At 66.3% G+C, this 16,205-nt stretch carries 20 protein-coding genes and 1 pseudogene; 14 read left to right on the top strand and 7 right to left on the bottom strand.

The features are described from left to right. Nucleotides 1–59: 59 nt before the first annotated feature. The 4 genes from OHB13_RS14845 to OHB13_RS14830 form a co-directional block, all read right to left on the bottom strand. Nucleotides 60–1,268 carry a cytochrome P450 gene (locus OHB13_RS14845; protein WP_328377419.1) on the bottom strand — a complete coding sequence of 403 codons (1,209 nt, stop codon included), beginning with the start codon at nucleotides 1,266–1,268 and terminating at the stop codon, nucleotides 60–62. Next, on the bottom strand, nucleotides 1,265–2,503 hold the full coding sequence (locus OHB13_RS14840; protein WP_405752017.1) for an NAD(P)-binding domain-containing protein: 1,239 nt from the start codon (nucleotides 2,501–2,503) through the stop codon (nucleotides 1,265–1,267). The genes OHB13_RS14845 and OHB13_RS14840 overlap by 4 nt, the downstream gene beginning before the upstream one ends. 140 nt (nucleotides 2,504–2,643) lie before the next feature. After that, complete coding sequence (locus OHB13_RS14835) at nucleotides 2,644–3,915, bottom strand: NAD(P)/FAD-dependent oxidoreductase (protein ID WP_328377417.1); 1,272 nt, start codon at nucleotides 3,913–3,915, stop codon at nucleotides 2,644–2,646. Next, a complete protein-coding gene (locus tag OHB13_RS14830; protein WP_328377416.1) occupies nucleotides 3,912–4,106 on the bottom strand; it encodes a ferredoxin in 195 nt (64 codons plus the stop codon). The genes OHB13_RS14835 and OHB13_RS14830 overlap by 4 nt, the downstream gene beginning before the upstream one ends. A gap of 148 nt (nucleotides 4,107–4,254) precedes the next feature. Between OHB13_RS14830 and OHB13_RS14825 the strand changes: the two genes are divergently transcribed. Continuing rightward, nucleotides 4,255–4,461 carry an SDR family oxidoreductase gene (locus OHB13_RS14825; protein WP_328377415.1) on the top strand — a complete coding sequence of 69 codons (207 nt, stop codon included), beginning with the start codon at nucleotides 4,255–4,257 and terminating at the stop codon, nucleotides 4,459–4,461. Nucleotides 4,462–4,989: 528 nt separating this feature from the next. Here OHB13_RS14825 and OHB13_RS14820 read toward each other — a convergent pair. Continuing rightward, nucleotides 4,990–5,745, bottom strand: coding sequence for a GntR family transcriptional regulator (locus OHB13_RS14820; protein ID WP_328377414.1), 756 nt, complete (start codon nucleotides 5,743–5,745; stop codon nucleotides 4,990–4,992). Between the two features lie 77 nt (nucleotides 5,746–5,822). Between OHB13_RS14820 and OHB13_RS14815 the strand changes: the two genes are divergently transcribed. From OHB13_RS14815 to OHB13_RS14790, 6 genes and pseudogenes are all read left to right on the top strand, one after another. Beyond that, nucleotides 5,823–6,101, top strand: coding sequence for a hypothetical protein (locus tag OHB13_RS14815; protein WP_328377413.1), 279 nt, complete (start codon nucleotides 5,823–5,825; stop codon nucleotides 6,099–6,101). Between the two features lie 505 nt (nucleotides 6,102–6,606). Beyond that, nucleotides 6,607–6,831, top strand: coding sequence for a hypothetical protein (locus OHB13_RS14810; RefSeq protein WP_328377412.1), 225 nt, complete (start codon nucleotides 6,607–6,609; stop codon nucleotides 6,829–6,831). An 8-nt stretch (nucleotides 6,832–6,839) separates the two neighbouring features. Then, nucleotides 6,840–7,571: a GntR family transcriptional regulator gene (locus OHB13_RS14805; RefSeq protein WP_328377411.1), complete on the top strand. Its 732-nt coding sequence runs from the start codon at nucleotides 6,840–6,842 to the stop codon at nucleotides 7,569–7,571. Next, nucleotides 7,568–7,915: a hypothetical protein gene (locus tag OHB13_RS14800; RefSeq protein WP_328377410.1), complete on the top strand. Its 348-nt coding sequence runs from the start codon at nucleotides 7,568–7,570 to the stop codon at nucleotides 7,913–7,915. Before OHB13_RS14805 ends, OHB13_RS14800 begins: the two co-directional genes overlap by 4 nt. Before the next feature lie 217 nt (nucleotides 7,916–8,132). After that, nucleotides 8,133–8,386, top strand: a pseudogene (locus tag OHB13_RS14795) (UTRA domain-containing protein); the annotation flags it as partial. A gap of 150 nt (nucleotides 8,387–8,536) precedes the next feature. Continuing rightward, entirely contained in the window at nucleotides 8,537–11,095 is a 2,559-nt protein-coding gene (locus tag OHB13_RS14790; protein ID WP_328377409.1) for an NB-ARC domain-containing protein, read from the top strand. A gap of 403 nt (nucleotides 11,096–11,498) precedes the next feature. Here OHB13_RS14790 and OHB13_RS14785 read toward each other — a convergent pair whose 3' ends face one another. Both OHB13_RS14785 and OHB13_RS14780 read right to left on the bottom strand, forming a co-directional pair. After that, nucleotides 11,499–11,708, bottom strand: a complete 210-nt coding sequence (locus tag OHB13_RS14785) for an e9imm peptide (RefSeq protein ID WP_328377408.1) — start codon at nucleotides 11,706–11,708, stop codon at nucleotides 11,499–11,501. A gap of 20 nt (nucleotides 11,709–11,728) precedes the next feature. After that, nucleotides 11,729–12,184 carry an NUDIX hydrolase gene (locus OHB13_RS14780; RefSeq protein WP_328377407.1) on the bottom strand — a complete coding sequence of 152 codons (456 nt, stop codon included), beginning with the start codon at nucleotides 12,182–12,184 and terminating at the stop codon, nucleotides 11,729–11,731. A gap of 30 nt (nucleotides 12,185–12,214) precedes the next feature. On the opposite strand from OHB13_RS14780, the gene OHB13_RS14775 reads away from it, so the two are divergent. From OHB13_RS14775 to OHB13_RS14745, 7 genes are all read left to right on the top strand, one after another. After that, nucleotides 12,215–12,994, top strand: a complete 780-nt coding sequence (locus OHB13_RS14775) for a GntR family transcriptional regulator (protein WP_328380290.1) — start codon at nucleotides 12,215–12,217, stop codon at nucleotides 12,992–12,994. A gap of 135 nt (nucleotides 12,995–13,129) precedes the next feature. Continuing rightward, nucleotides 13,130–13,474 (top strand): SCO3933 family regulatory protein, encoded by a 345-nt coding sequence (locus tag OHB13_RS14770; RefSeq protein ID WP_328377406.1) that lies wholly within the window; start codon nucleotides 13,130–13,132, stop codon nucleotides 13,472–13,474. A gap of 2 nt (nucleotides 13,475–13,476) precedes the next feature. After that, on the top strand, nucleotides 13,477–14,835 hold the full coding sequence (locus tag OHB13_RS14765; RefSeq protein ID WP_328377405.1) for an FtsK/SpoIIIE domain-containing protein: 1,359 nt from the start codon (nucleotides 13,477–13,479) through the stop codon (nucleotides 14,833–14,835). 86 nt (nucleotides 14,836–14,921) lie between these two features. Then, a complete protein-coding gene (locus tag OHB13_RS14760; protein ID WP_328377404.1) occupies nucleotides 14,922–15,629 on the top strand; it encodes a DUF2637 domain-containing protein in 708 nt (235 codons plus the stop codon). Nucleotides 15,630–15,647: 18 nt separating this feature from the next. After that, nucleotides 15,648–15,824, top strand: a complete 177-nt coding sequence (locus OHB13_RS14755) for a hypothetical protein (protein ID WP_328377403.1) — start codon at nucleotides 15,648–15,650, stop codon at nucleotides 15,822–15,824. A 3-nt stretch (nucleotides 15,825–15,827) separates the two neighbouring features. After that, complete coding sequence (locus OHB13_RS14750; RefSeq protein WP_328377402.1) at nucleotides 15,828–16,019, top strand: mobile element transfer protein; 192 nt, start codon at nucleotides 15,828–15,830, stop codon at nucleotides 16,017–16,019. A gap of 20 nt (nucleotides 16,020–16,039) precedes the next feature. Continuing rightward, the gene (locus OHB13_RS14745) at nucleotides 16,040–16,198 is read left to right on the top strand and encodes a hypothetical protein (protein ID WP_328377401.1); all 159 of its coding nucleotides are present in this window, start codon (nucleotides 16,040–16,042) and stop codon (nucleotides 16,196–16,198) included. Nucleotides 16,199–16,205 lie beyond the last annotated feature (7 nt).

Below are 16,205 nucleotides of genomic sequence, written 5' to 3'. Positions count from 1 at the left end.
ACGGGCTAGTGGGTGACCACGAGCTAGCAGGTGTCCACGAGCCAGCGAGAGACCACGGGCTAGCGGGTGACCATGAGCTTCTTCACCGCGTAGTTGGTGCCGTATGTGTCCATGGGGACCTCATCGGCGGGCACCGCGAGGCGCAGATGGGGGAAGCGGGCGAAGAGCCGCGGCAGCACCGTCTTGAGCTCGGCGCGGGCGATGTTCTGGCCCAGGCACTGGTGGACGCCGTAGCCGAAGGCCAGGTGGCGGGTCATCCTGCGGTCGAAGTCGGGGGTGTCCGGGTTGTCGAAGACGCGCGGGTCGCGGTTGGCGGCGGGCATGGCGACGACCACGAGGTCGCCCTTCGCGATCTGCTGGCCGCCCAGTTCGAGGTTCTCCTTGGCGACGCGGCCGAGACCGAACTGCACGATGGTCAGGTAGCGCAGCAGTTCCTCGACGGCCGGGCCGGTCTTCTCCGGGTGGGCGGTGAAGTCCTTCCGCTGCTCGTCGTGGGTGAGCAGGGTGAAGGCGGAGAGGCCCAGCATGGCGGCGGTGGTGTCGTGCCCGGCGAAGAGCAACAGCACCCCCATGCCGATCAGTTCGTCGTCCTTGAGGAAGGACCCCTCCGCGTCGGCGACCTGGATCAGCTCTGCGAGCAGACCGTCGGCCGCGCCCGTACGGCGCTTCTCGGCGACAAGATTCGTGATGTAGTCGATGAGCCACTTCGCGCCGCGGTCGCGCTCCTCGCGGGGGTTGGCCATGTCCATCATGGCCTCGGTGGCGTGGTGGAAGCCGTCCCGGTCCTCGTAGGGCACCCCGAGCAGCTCGCAGATCACCAGGCAGGGAATGGGCAGCGACATCGCCTGCACGAAGTCGAACGTCTCCGGGCCGGCCGCGATGGCGTCCAGGTGCTCGTCGACGATGCGGTCAATGTAGGGCTGGAGCCGCTTCTGTACGTTCTTCGGTGTGAAGCGGCCGGTCAGCAGCCTGCGGTACTGGCTGTGGTCGGGTTCGTCCATCATCACGAACGTCGGGTTGAACGGCGCCTCCTGGTCGGCCTCGGAGACTTCGCCCTCGGGGGTGTCGTGCCGGGGACGGCGGGCGCTCATCCGCGGGTCGGAGAAGACCTGACTGCCTTCCTCGAAGCGGGTCACCAGCCAGCCGGTGGAGCCGTTGGGGAAGCGGACCCGGGTGACGGGCTGCTCCTCGCGCAACTGGTCGTACTCCAGCGGCGGGTCGAGCGGCCGGGTGCGCTGGACGGGCATGGCGGGAAGGGGCGCGGTCATCGCTTCTCCGTGGGGGTGTGGTCGGATGCGGTGTGGTCGGGTGCGGTGGTGTGGGCGGCCAGGGCTGCGGTGACGCCCTGGTAGGTGGCGGTGGCGTTGCACCAGCCGACGTAGAGCGCCAGGTGCAGCACGGCCTCGTGCAGCTGCTCCGGGCTGAACTCCCCGTTGGCCAGGGCGCCGGCGGTCTGGATCTGGATCAGGTCGGCCCGGCCGGTGGACGCGGCGACGCCGAGGGTGAGCAGCCGCCGGTCGCGTACGGACAGTTCAGAACGGCTCCAGACATCCGCGAAGAGGTAGTCGACGGTGTCGGTCGTGAAAGGGTCGGCGGGCTCGCCGACGCGGTCCGCCAGTTCGGGTCCGTAGACCCGCTTCATCATTTCCACGCCCCGCTCACGCCGGTCCTGAGGCAGCGGCGTGAGTGGCCGTGCGGGAGCGTCGTCCAGTCCGAGGGTCTGCCGGGCGCCCTCGCGGGTGACGTCCACCAGAGGTGTGTCCACGCCGAGCGAGGCACCCAACTCCTGTGCCGCGCCGAGGTCCTTGACCATCAGGGTCTCGACCTGCCGCAGCAGCGACTCCGGTACGCCGTCCTGCTTCATGTGCAGCAGCTGCAGCAGGGTGGCGCCTTCGGGGTCGGCGCTCTCGATGACGGTGGCGAGCGCGCCGAGGTCCACACCCGCCGCCTCCACCAGCGCGGAGGCTTCGGCCACGGTGCGCCAGCTGCCGTACGTGACGACATTGCGGGCGATCTTGGTGGCCATTCCGGCGCCGGAAGGGCCGCAGTGCACGACCTTCTTGGCCCAGTCCCGCAGCACCGGCATCGCCCGTTCGACGGTTGCGTCGGCGCCGCCGACGATGGCGACCATGCCGTGCTCGGCGGCCTTGTCGCCCGGGGTGACCCCGCAGTCAAGGAATCCGACGCCCGACTCCCGGCAGGCGGCGGCCAGTTCGCGGACGGTGGGCAGCTCGACGGTGCTGAGCAGTACGACCGTCAGGTCCGGATGGGCCGCGGACAGCAGCCCGCTCTCGCCGCAGATCACGTCGCGGGCCTGTGCGGCATTGACGACCGCCACCATCACCACGTCGCTGCGCCGCGCGACCTCGGCGGGCGAGGACCGGGGAGCCGGTACGCCGTCCAGCAGGTCCGCTGCGTCCGGGCGGATGTCGTGGACCACCGGGGTCCGGCCGCTGCGGGCCAGGCTGACGGCAACCCCACCGCCGATCATGCCGAGCCCCACGACGCCGGCCCGCGGCCTACCGGCGCCTGTGGCCGATCGGTCTGCGCCCGGTTCGTCTGCGTCCGATCCGTCTGTGCCCGGCCGGTCTGCGATCGATCCGTCTGCACTTGCACGGTCTGCGCTTGCGCTGTCTGCGGGCATCAGCGGGCCCTTCCGGTCGTTGCGGGATTGCTGTCGGAGGACGTGGATGACGTGGATGTCTGCGCCTCCGCAGCTGCTGCCAGGGCCTCGTCCCACGGGGCGCGGGCGGCCACGAGGGCGCGCAGGGCGCGCAGCGGGCGGAGCATGTTGACGCCGACCGCTGCGCAGACCCGGCCGCCCTTTCCGTAGAGAGCGGTGAACTTCCGCTGCTCCAAGGAGCCGTCCACGAGCGTGAATTGATCGGCTCCGCGGGTGAGCCCATGGATCTGGATCTTCAGGTCGTACTGGTCGGACCACACGTAGGGCACCGTGCTGAACGGCTTCGCGGCGCCGGGCCCGGCCAGCAGGTTGCGCGCGGCCGCCAGTCCCTGTTCGGCGGCGTTGGTGCGGTGCTCGATCCGGATACGCGTCCCGGTGACCGGATCGGGCCAGGAGGCGACATCGCCCGCGGCCCAGACGCCGTCCCCGGCACAGAGGGTGGCGTCGCACTCGACACCGTTGCCGAGCGGGACGCCGCTGCCCGCCAGCCATTCGACGTTGGGCTGTGCGCCGATGCCGACCAGCACCGCACCGGCGCTCACCGTGCGGCCGTCGGACAGGGCGACGCCGGTCGCCCGCCCACGATCGCTCAGGACCCGCTCGACGCTCACATCCGTCTCGATGCGCACCCCGTGCTCGGCGTGCACCTGGCGCAGCATGGCGCCGACGTCGGAGCCCAGGGCGTCACTCATCGGCTGCGGAGTGTCGGTGACCAGGGTGACCTCGCAGCCCAGGCCACGCGCGACGGCGGCGGCCTCCGCGCCGACGAAGCCTCCGCCGACGACCACCAAGTGCGGCGCGAGCGCGAGCCCCGCTTTCAGTGCGAGGGCATCCTCCAGGGTGCGCAGTACATGCACCCCGGTCACGTCCTCGGTGCCGGGCAGACGCCGGGCGCGAGTGCCGGTGGCGACCACGAGCGCCTCGTACGCCACCCGGGAACCGCCGGCCAGCACCACCTCACGCGTCCCGGTGTCCAGGGCCATGGCTGTCGAACCGGGCCGCAGGTCCAGATCCAGCCCCGACAACGCCTCGGGGGTACGCAGCGCGAGACGCTCGGCTTCCCAACTGCCCGACAGCAGCTGCTTGGACAGCGGCGGCCGGTCGTACGGAGTGTGCTCTTCCTCGCCGAGCAGTGTCAGCGTGCCGTCGTAGCCCTGGCGGCGCAGCCCTTCGGCGGCGGCGAGACCGGCCGCCGAGGCGCCGACGACCACGACGGAGCGCGGCCACGTCACTCGCGCACCTCGATGGCGGCTGCGGGACAGACGGCCGCAGCCTCACGCACGTTCCCGTACTGCTCCTGCGGCGGGTCCGGGTCCAACAGGACGACGATGCCGTCCTCGTCCCGCTGGTCGAACACCTCCGGCGCCACCAGCACGCACTGGCCGGCCCCGCAGCACTTGTCCTCTTCGATGGCGATCTTCATGGGGGGATACCTCCGGCGCGCCTCTTGAAACGAGGCAGCGCGGTACAGGGCAGCAATATCGCTGCACCAGTCACCTAACTAAGTTCAGTCACGGACGTTACGACTCCGCCGGTCCCGTGTCCAGCCTGGTTTCGGGGGTGTGGGAGGAATGGGAGCGGGGAGGGGGATCCGCGGCCGAACCCACCGCGACGAGGTGGCGGCCGCACGTGCGGGAATGGTCCCCATGGGCCACCGGGGAACCAGCCAGGACGTCGCCGACGCGGCACTCTTCCTCGCCTCGGACGAGTCCGCGTTCATCACCGGCGTCATCCTGCCTGACGACGGCGGCTTCACCCTCCGGGCAGGAACCCACTGAACGCCCCGGCCCGCAAGGCATAAACCGGTCGTCCACCGTCTCGCCCACCATCGCCGCAGCCTCGCGCCTTGCGAAGATCGCTCACGCAAACGGCCCCGGACGAAGTCCGAGGCCGGGCCGCTACCTGAGGGAGAAACCCCAGGTGAGCGCGGTAGTACGTTGTGCCCCCGGCAGGATTCGAACCTGCGACACCCGCTTTAGGAGTTCGATCCGGGCCTGTCCAATAGGCCTCCGTTGCCTGGCCCGACGGCCGTATAGGGGTGCGGGTGCGTGCCGCCGTCCGGCCTCGTTGATGTCAACTTTGGATGTCAACGAAACAGCTCCGGGACGGGACAGACCTCCAGCGGTTCATCCGGTCGGTCTGCCCATCTCCACCAGGTGTGCCGATCGGGACACCGCCACAGCGAGCGGCACGTCCGCCGGCCGTCGTCGTCCCGCCGGGAGAGTACGAGCCCGCCTCCTGCCAGAGATTGGCCGCACTCGGGGCAAGAGGCTGAGTCGTTGGCCATGTGGGAACCCTAGACGGGGCTATCGGTTGATCGGAATCTCATAGACGATCTCGCAGTGAGCCGCGGGCACGATGATGTCCGCCGTCTCCACGGGCCGACCCTCGTCGCTGTAGTACGTCCGTCGGATGTGAGTGACGAGTGCGGCCTTCTGGATGCCCAGGATTGACGCCTCCTCGCCGGTCGCCTGCCGTGGCTCCGGCTGCTCCACTGCATGGCTGACGGTGATGCCGATCTCGGCCATGCGGTTCACGACGCCCGCCCCGGCGTGCGGCCCACCCTCGGGAAGGACGACGAGTGTGCCGGCGGTGAGGTCGTGCGGTTCCCAGCTCGTCGACAGCTGCACCGGCCTGGCGTCGGCCAGGAACTCGTACACGGTGCGGACGCACAGGTCGCCTTCGGCGATACCGAGCCGAGCCGCGATGTCCGTCGGTGCGGGGACCTTGGCCTCGGTCCTGCTCTCCCAGTCCCCCTGCTTGCCAACGGCCTTCATGTCCGCGCGGAACGGGGAACCGTCGCGCTGCTCGCGTGCCGTGGAGCGGACCACTCGCACGCGCTGGCGGGGCTCAGCGACGTACGTGCCGGAACCGGCGCGTCCTTCCAGAACCCCTTGGGAGATCAGTAGCTCCTGAGCCCGTCGGACCACGTTCTCGCCGACGCCGCATTCCTGGGCGATCTGGGCGCGTGAGGGCAGCCGATCGCCCGGCGTCCACTCGTGGTCCGCGATCCGCTGCCCAAGGGTGTCGGCGATGCGGAGATAGGGCGGTTGCTCAGGCATATGGAAAATCTAGTCCACTAGCTCTAATCTAGTTAACTAGCTTCACGTACTGTGATCACCTGGCGACGGAGACACCTGTGCCCGCTTCCGAACTGAGCGCCGCGAACATCGCCGCCCGGTTGTCCGCCGCCGGACTCACCCCGCGCGTGGAGCAGCACGCGCGACACACGTCGATCGAAGTGGAGGTGCCGGACGACTTCCCCGCCGACTCATGGAGGGAGGTCCTGGAAGTGGTGGCGGATGCCGATCGATTCGGCCTTCTCGCCAGCAACGTGAACGGCCGCACCTTATGGGCCGCCGTACGCAGAACGGTCCCCGCGACGGGTGATGTCCGGGGACCTGGCCATCAGCGATAGGAGCTGATCAGCGTGTTCAACCGTATCCGCCATGCCCTCTCACGCACCAGTGAGCGGCGCCTCTCGAAGTGTCGGCATAGCCGCCCCTTAACACCCACCCGAACGCGAGTCGTGCACCTCAGCGCCTTCAATCCGCCCTCGCTGCCGACAGGGCGGTTTCAAGCTCACATCGAGGTCCTCGCCGGGGAGGAGACGGAGCTCGTCCGTCCATATGTGCTGGCCAGTGAGGAACAGAGGCGACGACACCAGGCAGCCGGGCTGCCCGCCTCCCTTCTCCGCAGCCGGTTTTCCGCGGCGGAGGCTGTCTGATGCCCGCTCGCCAGCAGCCACGTATGGCGATGAAGGCGGCCCCTTACAAGTCGAGTTCGTGCTCGATCGGCACTCACCGTGAATGCGCGTACTCCTCTCCGGCCGTGGCACCGGTCGGAGTCCCCGTGATCTACGAAGCGTGCGACTGCCCCTGCCACCCGACCGTCGTCCCGACCACCCCGAGGGAGGTGGCCACGTGAGGAGATGGACACCCAGCGGAAGTACCGCCGCCAACGTCGAGATCACCTCGGCCAGCGTCCAGCGCGGCGACGTCATCCAGATCGGCGGCCAACCATGCCGCGTGGCCGACATCCTCCAACTGCCTGGATTCGCGAAGCAGCTTCGCTTCGAGTCCGGCGAACTGCTCACCATGCACTCGCGGACCCGGCTCGTCGCCCTGCGGATGTCGGGAAGGTGGTGACGGTGCCCGTGGCTTCCCGCCGTCAGGTCATCGCCGACGATCTCCGGGAGCAGATCTCGACCGGCCGCATCAAAGCCGGCGAACGACTGCCCTCGGAGGCAAAGCTCGCCACTCGATACACGGTCAGCACACCGACTCTGCGGAGTGCGCTTGCGGTCCTCCAAGGGGAAGGGCTTGTGGAGAAGATCCACGGCAGGGGGAATTTCGTCCGGTACCCCCTGCGCAGAATCACGTACGTCGGCGGCGGCCGCACATCCGATATGGCGACCGCGACCCCGGCACCTCTCCGCATCAACGTCCGCGCCACCCAGCTTCAAGCGCGAGGAAATCTGGCCAGTCTCCTGCGCGTGCCGGCAAGCAGTCCGCTGACGGAGTTTCTCTGCCTCAGCCACGACGGGAACTCACCGCACAGCCTGGCCCACATCTACGTTCCCCGCGACCTGGCGCCCGTTGACGGGTACGACGAGTCGCTCTGGCACGAGGGGGTGAATTCCCGGCTTGCTCAACTCCGCCCGCCTTTGGCCGAGGTCCAAGAACAGGTGACCGCGCGCTTCCCGACACCATCGGAAGCAGCGACTCTCCGAATCAGCTCGGCGCTGCCAGTTCTCGCGATAACTCGCCTGGCGGCCGATACCACGGGACGAGTCGTCGAGGCGGCGCTCCTGGTGCTTCCCGGCGACCGCGCAGACGCCCTGTTCACCAACCACACGACGACCGAAGAGAAGGGAACGGAAGGATGATCAGCCGTAACGAACTGCGACTGCTCCCATGGTCGGGCCCCGAGGGCAAGCCCTGCTACCTGAGTACCGACGACGCCGACGGCTACCTGTCCCGCCTGGCTGACAACACCGAAGCGGTACAACTTGGCCTGGCAGATGAACTTCTGGAGCACGCGCCGGAAGTTCTCGGCGATGGGACGGCGGAACCGGAAGAGCTGAGGTTGCTGGCGGCGTCCCTCACGGGAGCTCTGCGCGATGTCCTTCGCGTGGCGACCAGCCGCGGTCACCGTCTTTCTGCACCGGAATTCGGTGATGGCGAAGAGGACGGCAAGGGTCCGCTACTGCCGGCAGCAGCCTTCGGCTAGCAGCAAAGACAGCTCTAACTGCAGGGAAGCCCCGGCCTGAGTCTGGGGCCTCCCTGTACCGATCTACCTGCTCGGCATCCACCTCAGCGGATAGTAAGGGCCAGGTTTTCTACGCGACACTCTCTCCCCGAAGCAACTTGGGGCGCTGGCCATGCTTGAGTCGCCGCCCTCGTTACCTGCTCCGATGGTCCACTGATGTTCGCGGCTGTGCGTCGTCGTTGTCACGAGATTCGCCGTCCTCCGCCCGTCACCAGCCATCGCCCGAGAGACGGTATGCGCCGATCTCTGATTCCGGACGAGGCCTTGCCCCTCCGGATCGGATCCACCACGGCCGTTCTCGCGATCACCCGCATCGCCACCGACTCCACGGGCCGCGTCATCGAAGCTGCGCTTCTGACCTTCTCGGGAGACCACGTCGATGTCGTCTTCACCGCCCACCACGTGCTCGACGAGAGACAGACCCAAGGATGACTTCGCCGAACGGACTGTGGCTTCGCCTGTGGTCGGGCCCGAGGGACAAGCAGATCCTCCAAGTGTGATGCGAGTCATACGGCACTGTTCTATGGTGGTTGGAGTCTGACGCATAAAGCGCTATGCGTCGATATTTCCTGTGGGGGGAAAATGAGCTCCAGTGCTACTCGACTCACCTGCTTCGCCCTTCTTTCTTCAATGGAAGAAGATCTGCGCAGCATCATCTTGAGCACATGTGAGGAGACGGAAAGTCCTCGGGATATTCTTAACACAGCTCGCTATGAGAAGGCATCAATCCGACTAACACGAGATGTCGGTAACCAGGTAGACGCCAACATTGCCAGCCTTGCGCCCTACTTGGACTTCGCTGACGCCTATGAAGTTCTGTCGGGTATTAAAGTGAGGCTAGCGGAAGAGATTCAGGATTCTCTTAGAATTTTTGCACCGAGTCTGAACAAACTGACACAGGTGCGTAACAGAGTCGCTCATACGCGACCGATGGAAATTGACGACCTTGCCTTTGTGCATGATGTATCTAAAAATATCTATTCTGCCTCGCCATCGTCGTGGGGATGCTTGGAAACCACGATTTCTAAGTTGGAAGAGGATCCCGCATACGTTCTCGGGCTTGCTATTGATCTAGTAGCTGACCCTGACAATGCCCCGCAGCACAACCTGCCTGCGCCAGAATTTGACGAGACCGGGTTTTTTGGTCGCCGCAAGGAGCTTGATCGAATCAAAAAGGCGATTAAGGGGGCTTATCCCGTTGTTTCGATTCTTGGTGATGGGGGCATTGGTAAAACTTCAATTGCCTTGAAAGCCGCCTACGAGCTTCTAGATGACCCGAATAATCCATTTGATGCCTTTGTCTGGGTGACGGCAAAGGCAACAATTCTGACAGTGAATGAGATCCAACGCATTAGCGGTGCTATCGAGAATTCTTTGGGTCTATTCGCGTCAGCTGCTGAGCAGTTGGGGGGGCGGACTGCAAAGAAGTCGGTAGATCCGGTAGGAGAGGTGCTTTCTTATTTGGAGCACTTTAAAGTTCTTCTAATTCTTGACAACATGGAGACGGTCCTGGATCAAAGGCTGCGTGATTTCTTGCTGGACCTTCCCATGGGTAGTAAGGTAATTATCACTAGTCGAATCGGGTTGGGGATCGAGAATCCCGTTTCGTTGGCGCCTTTGTCCGGGGATGATTCGACACGGCTCTTGCAGAAGTTGGCGCGAGTGCGAAACGTGGAGGCGCTGCAAGGTCTGCCAGTAGCAGTTCTTTCAAAAATGGTGCAGGCGATGAAGGGGCACCCTGCGTACATCAGGTGGTTCGTGGCCGGGGTCCAGGCGGGTAAGCGGCCGGAAGAACTTCTGCACGAGAATGATCTGCTTCTAGATTTTTGCATGTCGAATGTCTATGGTCACCTAAATGAAAAGGCGCGGGCCGTTCTTCGGTCGATGCAAGTGTTGCCGGGGCGACGCAGCCAAGCTGAGCTGGCGTTCTTGAACGAGTATTCTGCCGGAGAGATGCAGTCGAGCTTGCTGGAGCTAATCACGACCAATTTCATTCAGATGCAGGGAACTTCGATGGATCAAACTTCGGAGACGGCTTACCAGCTCACAGATTTCGGAAAGCAGTATCTCGATAAACGTCATGCCGTTCAGTCGCTGGACAGGGCAATTTTCGAAGGGCGAAGTCGTGATCTCGCAGACTTGGGCATGCGCCTCCAAGTAGAAAGCACGGCCTCGCCGTATGACCCTCGCACAATCGACATCAAGGGGCCTGGAGACTTTAGTACTGCTCGCTTGCTTCGCGATGCCCTGAGGCACCACGAACGTGGTGACGTTGACGGTGCTCTATTGGTTTGCCATGAAGCACAAAGACTTTCCCCTGGATATCACGAATCATGGCGCGTAGAAGCCTTCATTCAAGCCGGGCAACGTGATGTGACGGCAGCACGTGCCGCATACGAACGGGCATTCGAACTAGCGCCTGAATCACCCACCTTGAATTATCTTTACGGTGCATTCCTCGTGGATGAAGCGGTGGACCCTGTTTTGGGCCTTGAGATGCTGCAAAAGGCTGCGGTTCTCGCAGAAGTTCCGCCAGTGGTTGTAAATGAAATCGCGTGGGCGCACATTCAGTTGAGTGATTTTGAGGCTGCGGTGACCAGCGCTTCTCATTCGATTACGTTGAAACCTGATCTGCATGATGGGTCAGTAGCCATGATCACTGGCGTTCGCGCAGGAGTCTACGGGGCTAGAAGGAAAGTCGATGGCGGCGCGCTGGACAGTGCTGTGGAATGCATCGAAGCTGCCGTTGAGCTTGTGGAATCAGGACGGGACGAGATGCTTGCCGGTGAGCCAGTGGACCGAATCGTCCAGTTGATTGATTCTGGCGAAATGCTACTTCGCCGTATCGATGAGGATTTTTTGCTCGAAAGCCTTGATGCCCTTTTGAGTCGCCTGAAAGACCGTGTGCGTGCTGTTGATTCAGATGCTCTCCGGAGGCGAGTAGGGATGGTGACCAATGTGCGCGAAGATAAGAAGTTCGGGTTCGTTCGATCCTGGGGGAATGATTATTTTTTCCACCGGAGTGATTTTACAGATGAAAGTGATTGGGCTTACCTTGCCTCTGGGGTAGCTGTCGCCTTTTATCCTGATGAAGGAGGAATGAAAGGCCCGCGTGCCACCGCTCTAAGATGGCTAGGTTAGGCATGGGGGGCGGCTCCGAGGTGCCCACGGAGGTCGGCGGAGCGGGTTTGGCCGGTGTCCTGCCCGGTTTGGGGTCGAGCATGATCAGGGGGCCGTACGCTGGCCGGCAACTCGGGCAGGCTGTGATCCTGCCCGGAATTTGAACGAGTGGCCCCCTGGTCTTGCTCGACGCGGGACCCGAACCGGGGAGGTGGCTAAAGCCGTGGAGCCGACCGCCCCAGCCACAGCGGGTTTCCCCACCTTCTGCCCGCAGCACGCAGCGCGCCGCCGGGCGCGGCCAGCCGTGGCGCAGACAGGAGGCAGGCCGCGCCCGGCGGCGCGCGCCCGCGCCGTGCGCGGGCCTTGATGAAGTAGAGAAACTCTTACCGCACCAGTCACTCACGTGACTTGGGTGCCCCAGTTCTCAGAGGGCGATCGGCCTGTATGCCAACGCCCGGTCGACAACCCTCTCCGCCGGCAGGTTCGGATTGAAGTCCCAGAAGATGTAGTCGGCGACGTGGGGACACGCCAATCCACGCGCCAACGCGTCGAGCAGCTCGTCTGCCCCCGCCTCGGTCGCGATGTCGGCTTCCATGAGGCGCCGTGCCAGTCGGACTGCTTCCTCGCGGCTCATTCTCCGCACCGGCTCCGCGCTCACGGGGTCGTGATCAGTCGGCGCCCGTCATGGCTACGTACGTGCGGCCCTGCCCCGTCGAGCGCGTCCAGAAGGCGGATCGCGTAGACCTCGGCCATGCACTCCTGGACCTCTTCCGGGGTGAGCCAGGCGACGGCCGTGGACTCGTCCGAGGTTCGCTCGTATCCACCTGACGGCTTGCAGCGGAAGACCAGGGCGACGATGCCGCGGATGGTGTTCTTGTAGACGCCGGTCAGCTCGTCGACCTCGACGTGGATGCCGGTCTCCTCCAGGACTTCCCGGGCGACGCCCGCTTCTGGTGACTCGTCCAGTTCGAGCACTCCTCCGGGAAGCTCCCACGTTCCGTTGTCCGCTCGGCGGATCGCCAGGAGGCGCCCGTCCTCGCGTACGACCACTCCCGCGACGGACACGGAGTGCAGTGGCGTTGACTGGGGATCGCGGACGCTGTTACTCATCTACAGGAGCATAGGAGAGTGAGTAGGACTGTGGGAACTCCCGTAGGAGGTGGCCGGTCCGTACCTCGGTACGTTCAGATCGCCGATGAGATCGTGCAGCAGATCCGGGCCGGTGTCCTCAAGCCCGGGGATCTCGTGCCCAGCGAGTCGGAGCTGGTAGAGCGCTACGGCGTGTCCGGGGGCACGATCCGCAAGGCGATGGCGGAGGTGCGGGCGAGCGGGCTGGTGGACACCCGGCACGGGAAGGGCTCGATCGTGAAGGACCGGCCGCCCGTACGGTTGCGGTCCTCCGACCGTTTCCGGGCCTCCCACCGCCGCGGGGGCAAGGCGGCGTACCTGGCGGAGTCGGAGAAGTCCGGGGCGACCGCGAAGGTGAGCGTCCTCTTCATCGGGCCGACGGAAGCGCCCGAGGAGATCGCCGAGCGGCTCGGGGTCGACGCCGGTACGCAGGTGCTCGCGCGGCGGCGGCTGTACTTCCGCAACGGGGTGCCCGTCGAGACCGCCACCTCCTACCTGCCGTGGGATGTCGTGAAGGACATCCCGGAGCTGTTCGCCGAGAACCCCGGCCCCGGCGGCATCTACGCCCGCCTGGAGGGCGACGGCCACACCTTCGCCGAGTTCGTGGAGACGCTCCAGGCGCGGCCGGCGACCAAGGCCGAGTCGTCCGAACTGGCCCTGAGCTCTGGTGCACCCGTCATCCATCTGGTCCGGGACGCGGTGACGGAGGAGGGGCGGGTCGTGGAGGTCTGCGACACCCTCATGGCCGCTGACCAGTTCGTTTTCAGCTACCGAATCCCCGCCGCCGACTGACGCTCGCTCAACTTCTCGCAGCCCGCCGTGATTTCTTCTCGCGGCGGGTTGACTCATGTATAGGAGTCGGGCACTCTTCTTCATGTCACTCATGTACATAAGTGAAGGAGTTCAGGACTTTCACAGGAGTAGCTCATGCGTCAGATCCCCGTCGACACGTCCACCGCGATGATGATGGTCGCTCAGCCGCCGGCCCCGAAGATCGCGAACCGCCAGACCGGCGAGGTCGCCACCGACCGCGAGACCGGCACCACCCTGATGACCGTCGACGTCATGTTCGTCATGGACGGCAACGCTGAGATCCTCAGCCTGACCGTGCCCCAGACCGGCGTCTCCAGCGAGCTGACGATGGGCACCCCGGTCGCCCTGACCGGTGTCGTCGCCCGCCCGTGGGAGAACGAGTTCAACGGCCAGAAGCGGCACGGCATCAGCTTCCGGGCGGTCGCCGTGACCTCGCTCTCCGACTCGAAGGCGGCCTGATCATGACCGCCTGGGCGGTCGCCTTAAGCCTCGTCATCACGGTCGCGCTGTTGCTGCGGTGGCAGCGTCCGGCCTGGTACTGGATGACCTTCGGTGTGCTGCTCGCGGTGATGCGAGTCCTGATCCGGTACGTGTCGGTCACGGACGCGTGCGGGCTGACCGTCCCGCCTTCACGCTGGCGCCTGGCACTGGCACGTATGACGAACCGGCCGGTCCCTGAGTCCCGGGCGCCCAGGATTCTGCGGCTGTGGCCGACCCGTACCGGGCTGGTGATGCGAGTCAAACTCCGTCCCGGTCAGGACGCGTTCGACTTCTCCGCCGCGTCCGACCGGCTGCGGCACTCGTGGGTCATGCAGAACGTCACCGCCCGGGAAGTCCGCTCGGGAGTGGTGGAACTGCGGATGACCGGCTACGACGTTCTCAAGCGCGTGCGGATGCCCGCCCATGCTGCCGGGGGCGGGGTGATGCGGGTCCCGGTCGCTGTGCGGGAGGACGGGGAGGTCTACTGCCGCGACTACCGCCAGACCCCGCACGCGCTGAACGTCGGCGCCACTCAGTCCGGCAAGTCCGTCTACCAACGCAATCTCGTGGCCGGCCTCGCGGCGCTGGACGTCGCCCTCGTCGGGATCGACTGCAAGCAAGGTGTGGAACTCGCTCCGCTGGCACGCCGGTTCACTGCCCTGGCCGACAACCCCGACACCGCAGCGGAGCTCCTGGATGCGCTGGTCGGACACATGGAGGAGGTCTACCAGACCATCCGCCGCGAACAACGGCTGAGCGCGGACGTGCCGGACGCAGAGGTAACCGCCGACATCTGGGACCTGCCCGACCACCTCCGGCCCACCCCGATCGTGCTGCTGGTCGATGAAGTCGCCGAACTCGCCCTGTTCGCCACGAAGGAGGAAGAGAAGCGCCGCGACCGGATCATCACCTCCCTCATCCGGCTCGCCCAGCTCGGCCGCGCCGCCGGGATCTACCTGGAGATATGTGGCCAGCGCTTCGGCTCCGAACTCGGCAAGGGCATCACGATGCTCCGCGCCCAGCTCACCGCCCGCACGGCCCACCGCGTCAACGACGAGACCTCGGCGAACATGGCCTTCGGCGATATCGCCCCGGACGCCGTCCTCGCCACCATCCAGATCCGCACCGACCGCCCCGGCACCGCCGTCGCCGGTGACTCCTCCGGCGGCTGGGTCCGCATCCGCACCCCGCACCTCACCCTCCGGCGGGCCGTGAACATCGCGAACCACCACGCGCACCGCACCCCGGAGATCCCCGCGCTGAGCGCCTTCCGCCCGGTGCTGCCGAGCCTCGCCAAGACCCCCGCCTCGGCGGTCGAATCCGCGTCGGCCCCGGCCTGACACACCCCTGGCCCATCCGGCTGGCGTGACCGCCTCACGCCACGTCCCTACCCCTCCCATGCCCGAAACCGGAAGGAGGTCCCGCGATGCGCCCCACACTCCGCCCGGACGCCGTCCTCGTACAGGCCGTGATCGCCGGTTCCCTGTCCTTCGCCCACCTGCACGACCTGGCCGGGGCCGCCGGACAAGCGGGCTGGAAGGCGTGGGCCTACCCGGTCTCCGTCGACCTGCTCCTCGTCGCCGCGTGGAGCCGCCTTCGCACCCTGCGCGCCGCCGGCGCCCCCGCCCGCTCGGCCTGGACGTGGTTCACCATCGCCCTGGCCGCGTCACTCGGCGCGAACGTTGCCACCGCGGGCCTGCTCGACCTCGACCACGTCCCGGGCTGGCTGCGCATCCTCGTCGCCGGATGGCCCGCCCTCGCGTTCCTCGGCGGCACACTCCTCGTCCACACCGCCACGGGCCAGGCAGACGGGGAACCCCTTGCGGAGGAATCCGCCGCGGACGACGCCGAACCCTCGGCAGGCAGCACCGACGTCGAGCGGGAGCCCGCCGCCGACTCCACCCCGGCCCCGGCTCTGCCGGCCGTCGAACCGGTACCGGAGCCGGACGCGCCTCCCGAGCCAACACCCGCGCCCGCTGCCGTGACCGTGCCCCCCGCCTTGGTCGCCCATGCCCGCAAGGTCGCCGACGACCACCACGCCCGCACCGGTACGCCGATCGACCCCGGCACCCTGCGCGCCCGCCTCGGTGTCCCGCCCTCGATGGCCGATGCCATCGCCGCCCAACTCGCCTGACGGACAAGGAGACCGACCATGCGCAACTCAACCCTGCACGCCCTGGAGCGCGCCGCCGAACTGACCCGCGACAACCGCCTCGTCGACGCCGTGGCCACCGCAGAACGAGTGATCGCCACCGCCGACGAGTTCGAGTCGGACGAGATCCGCCAGTGGCTCGACGACCACGCCGCCGACTTCACCAGGGAGGTCTGAGCGATGCCCGCACGCGACCACTTCCACTCCGTCATGCGGATCGGACCCGTGCAGCTCGGCACCCACCGCGACCGGCGGGGACGCACCAAGCACGCCGCCGCGTGCACGGCCGACGGCTGCGGCTGGTCCGCCGAGTACACCAGCGCGTCCGCCGCCCAACTCGCCGCCCGCACACACCGCTGCGGCGCCCGCTGACCTCGTAGGAGACCCGCCCCATGCACGTCCCGCTCTGGCTCGCGCTGATCGTCGTCGGCGCCCTCGGTATCAAGCTCGTCCGCCCGCCCTGGTGGCTCGTCGCCGTGGTCCTCCTCGGCGGCTACCTCCTCGCCGACAGCGTCCTCGCCCCGCTCATCGACAACGTCATCAACAAGTAGGGAGACA

Source organism: Streptomyces sp. NBC_00440, assembly GCF_036014215.1.
Classification (GTDB): Bacteria; Actinomycetota; Actinomycetes; order Streptomycetales; family Streptomycetaceae; genus Streptomyces.
The sequence above is the reverse complement of the archived record's forward strand: the minus strand, read 5'-3'. Positions and strand labels throughout refer to the sequence as shown.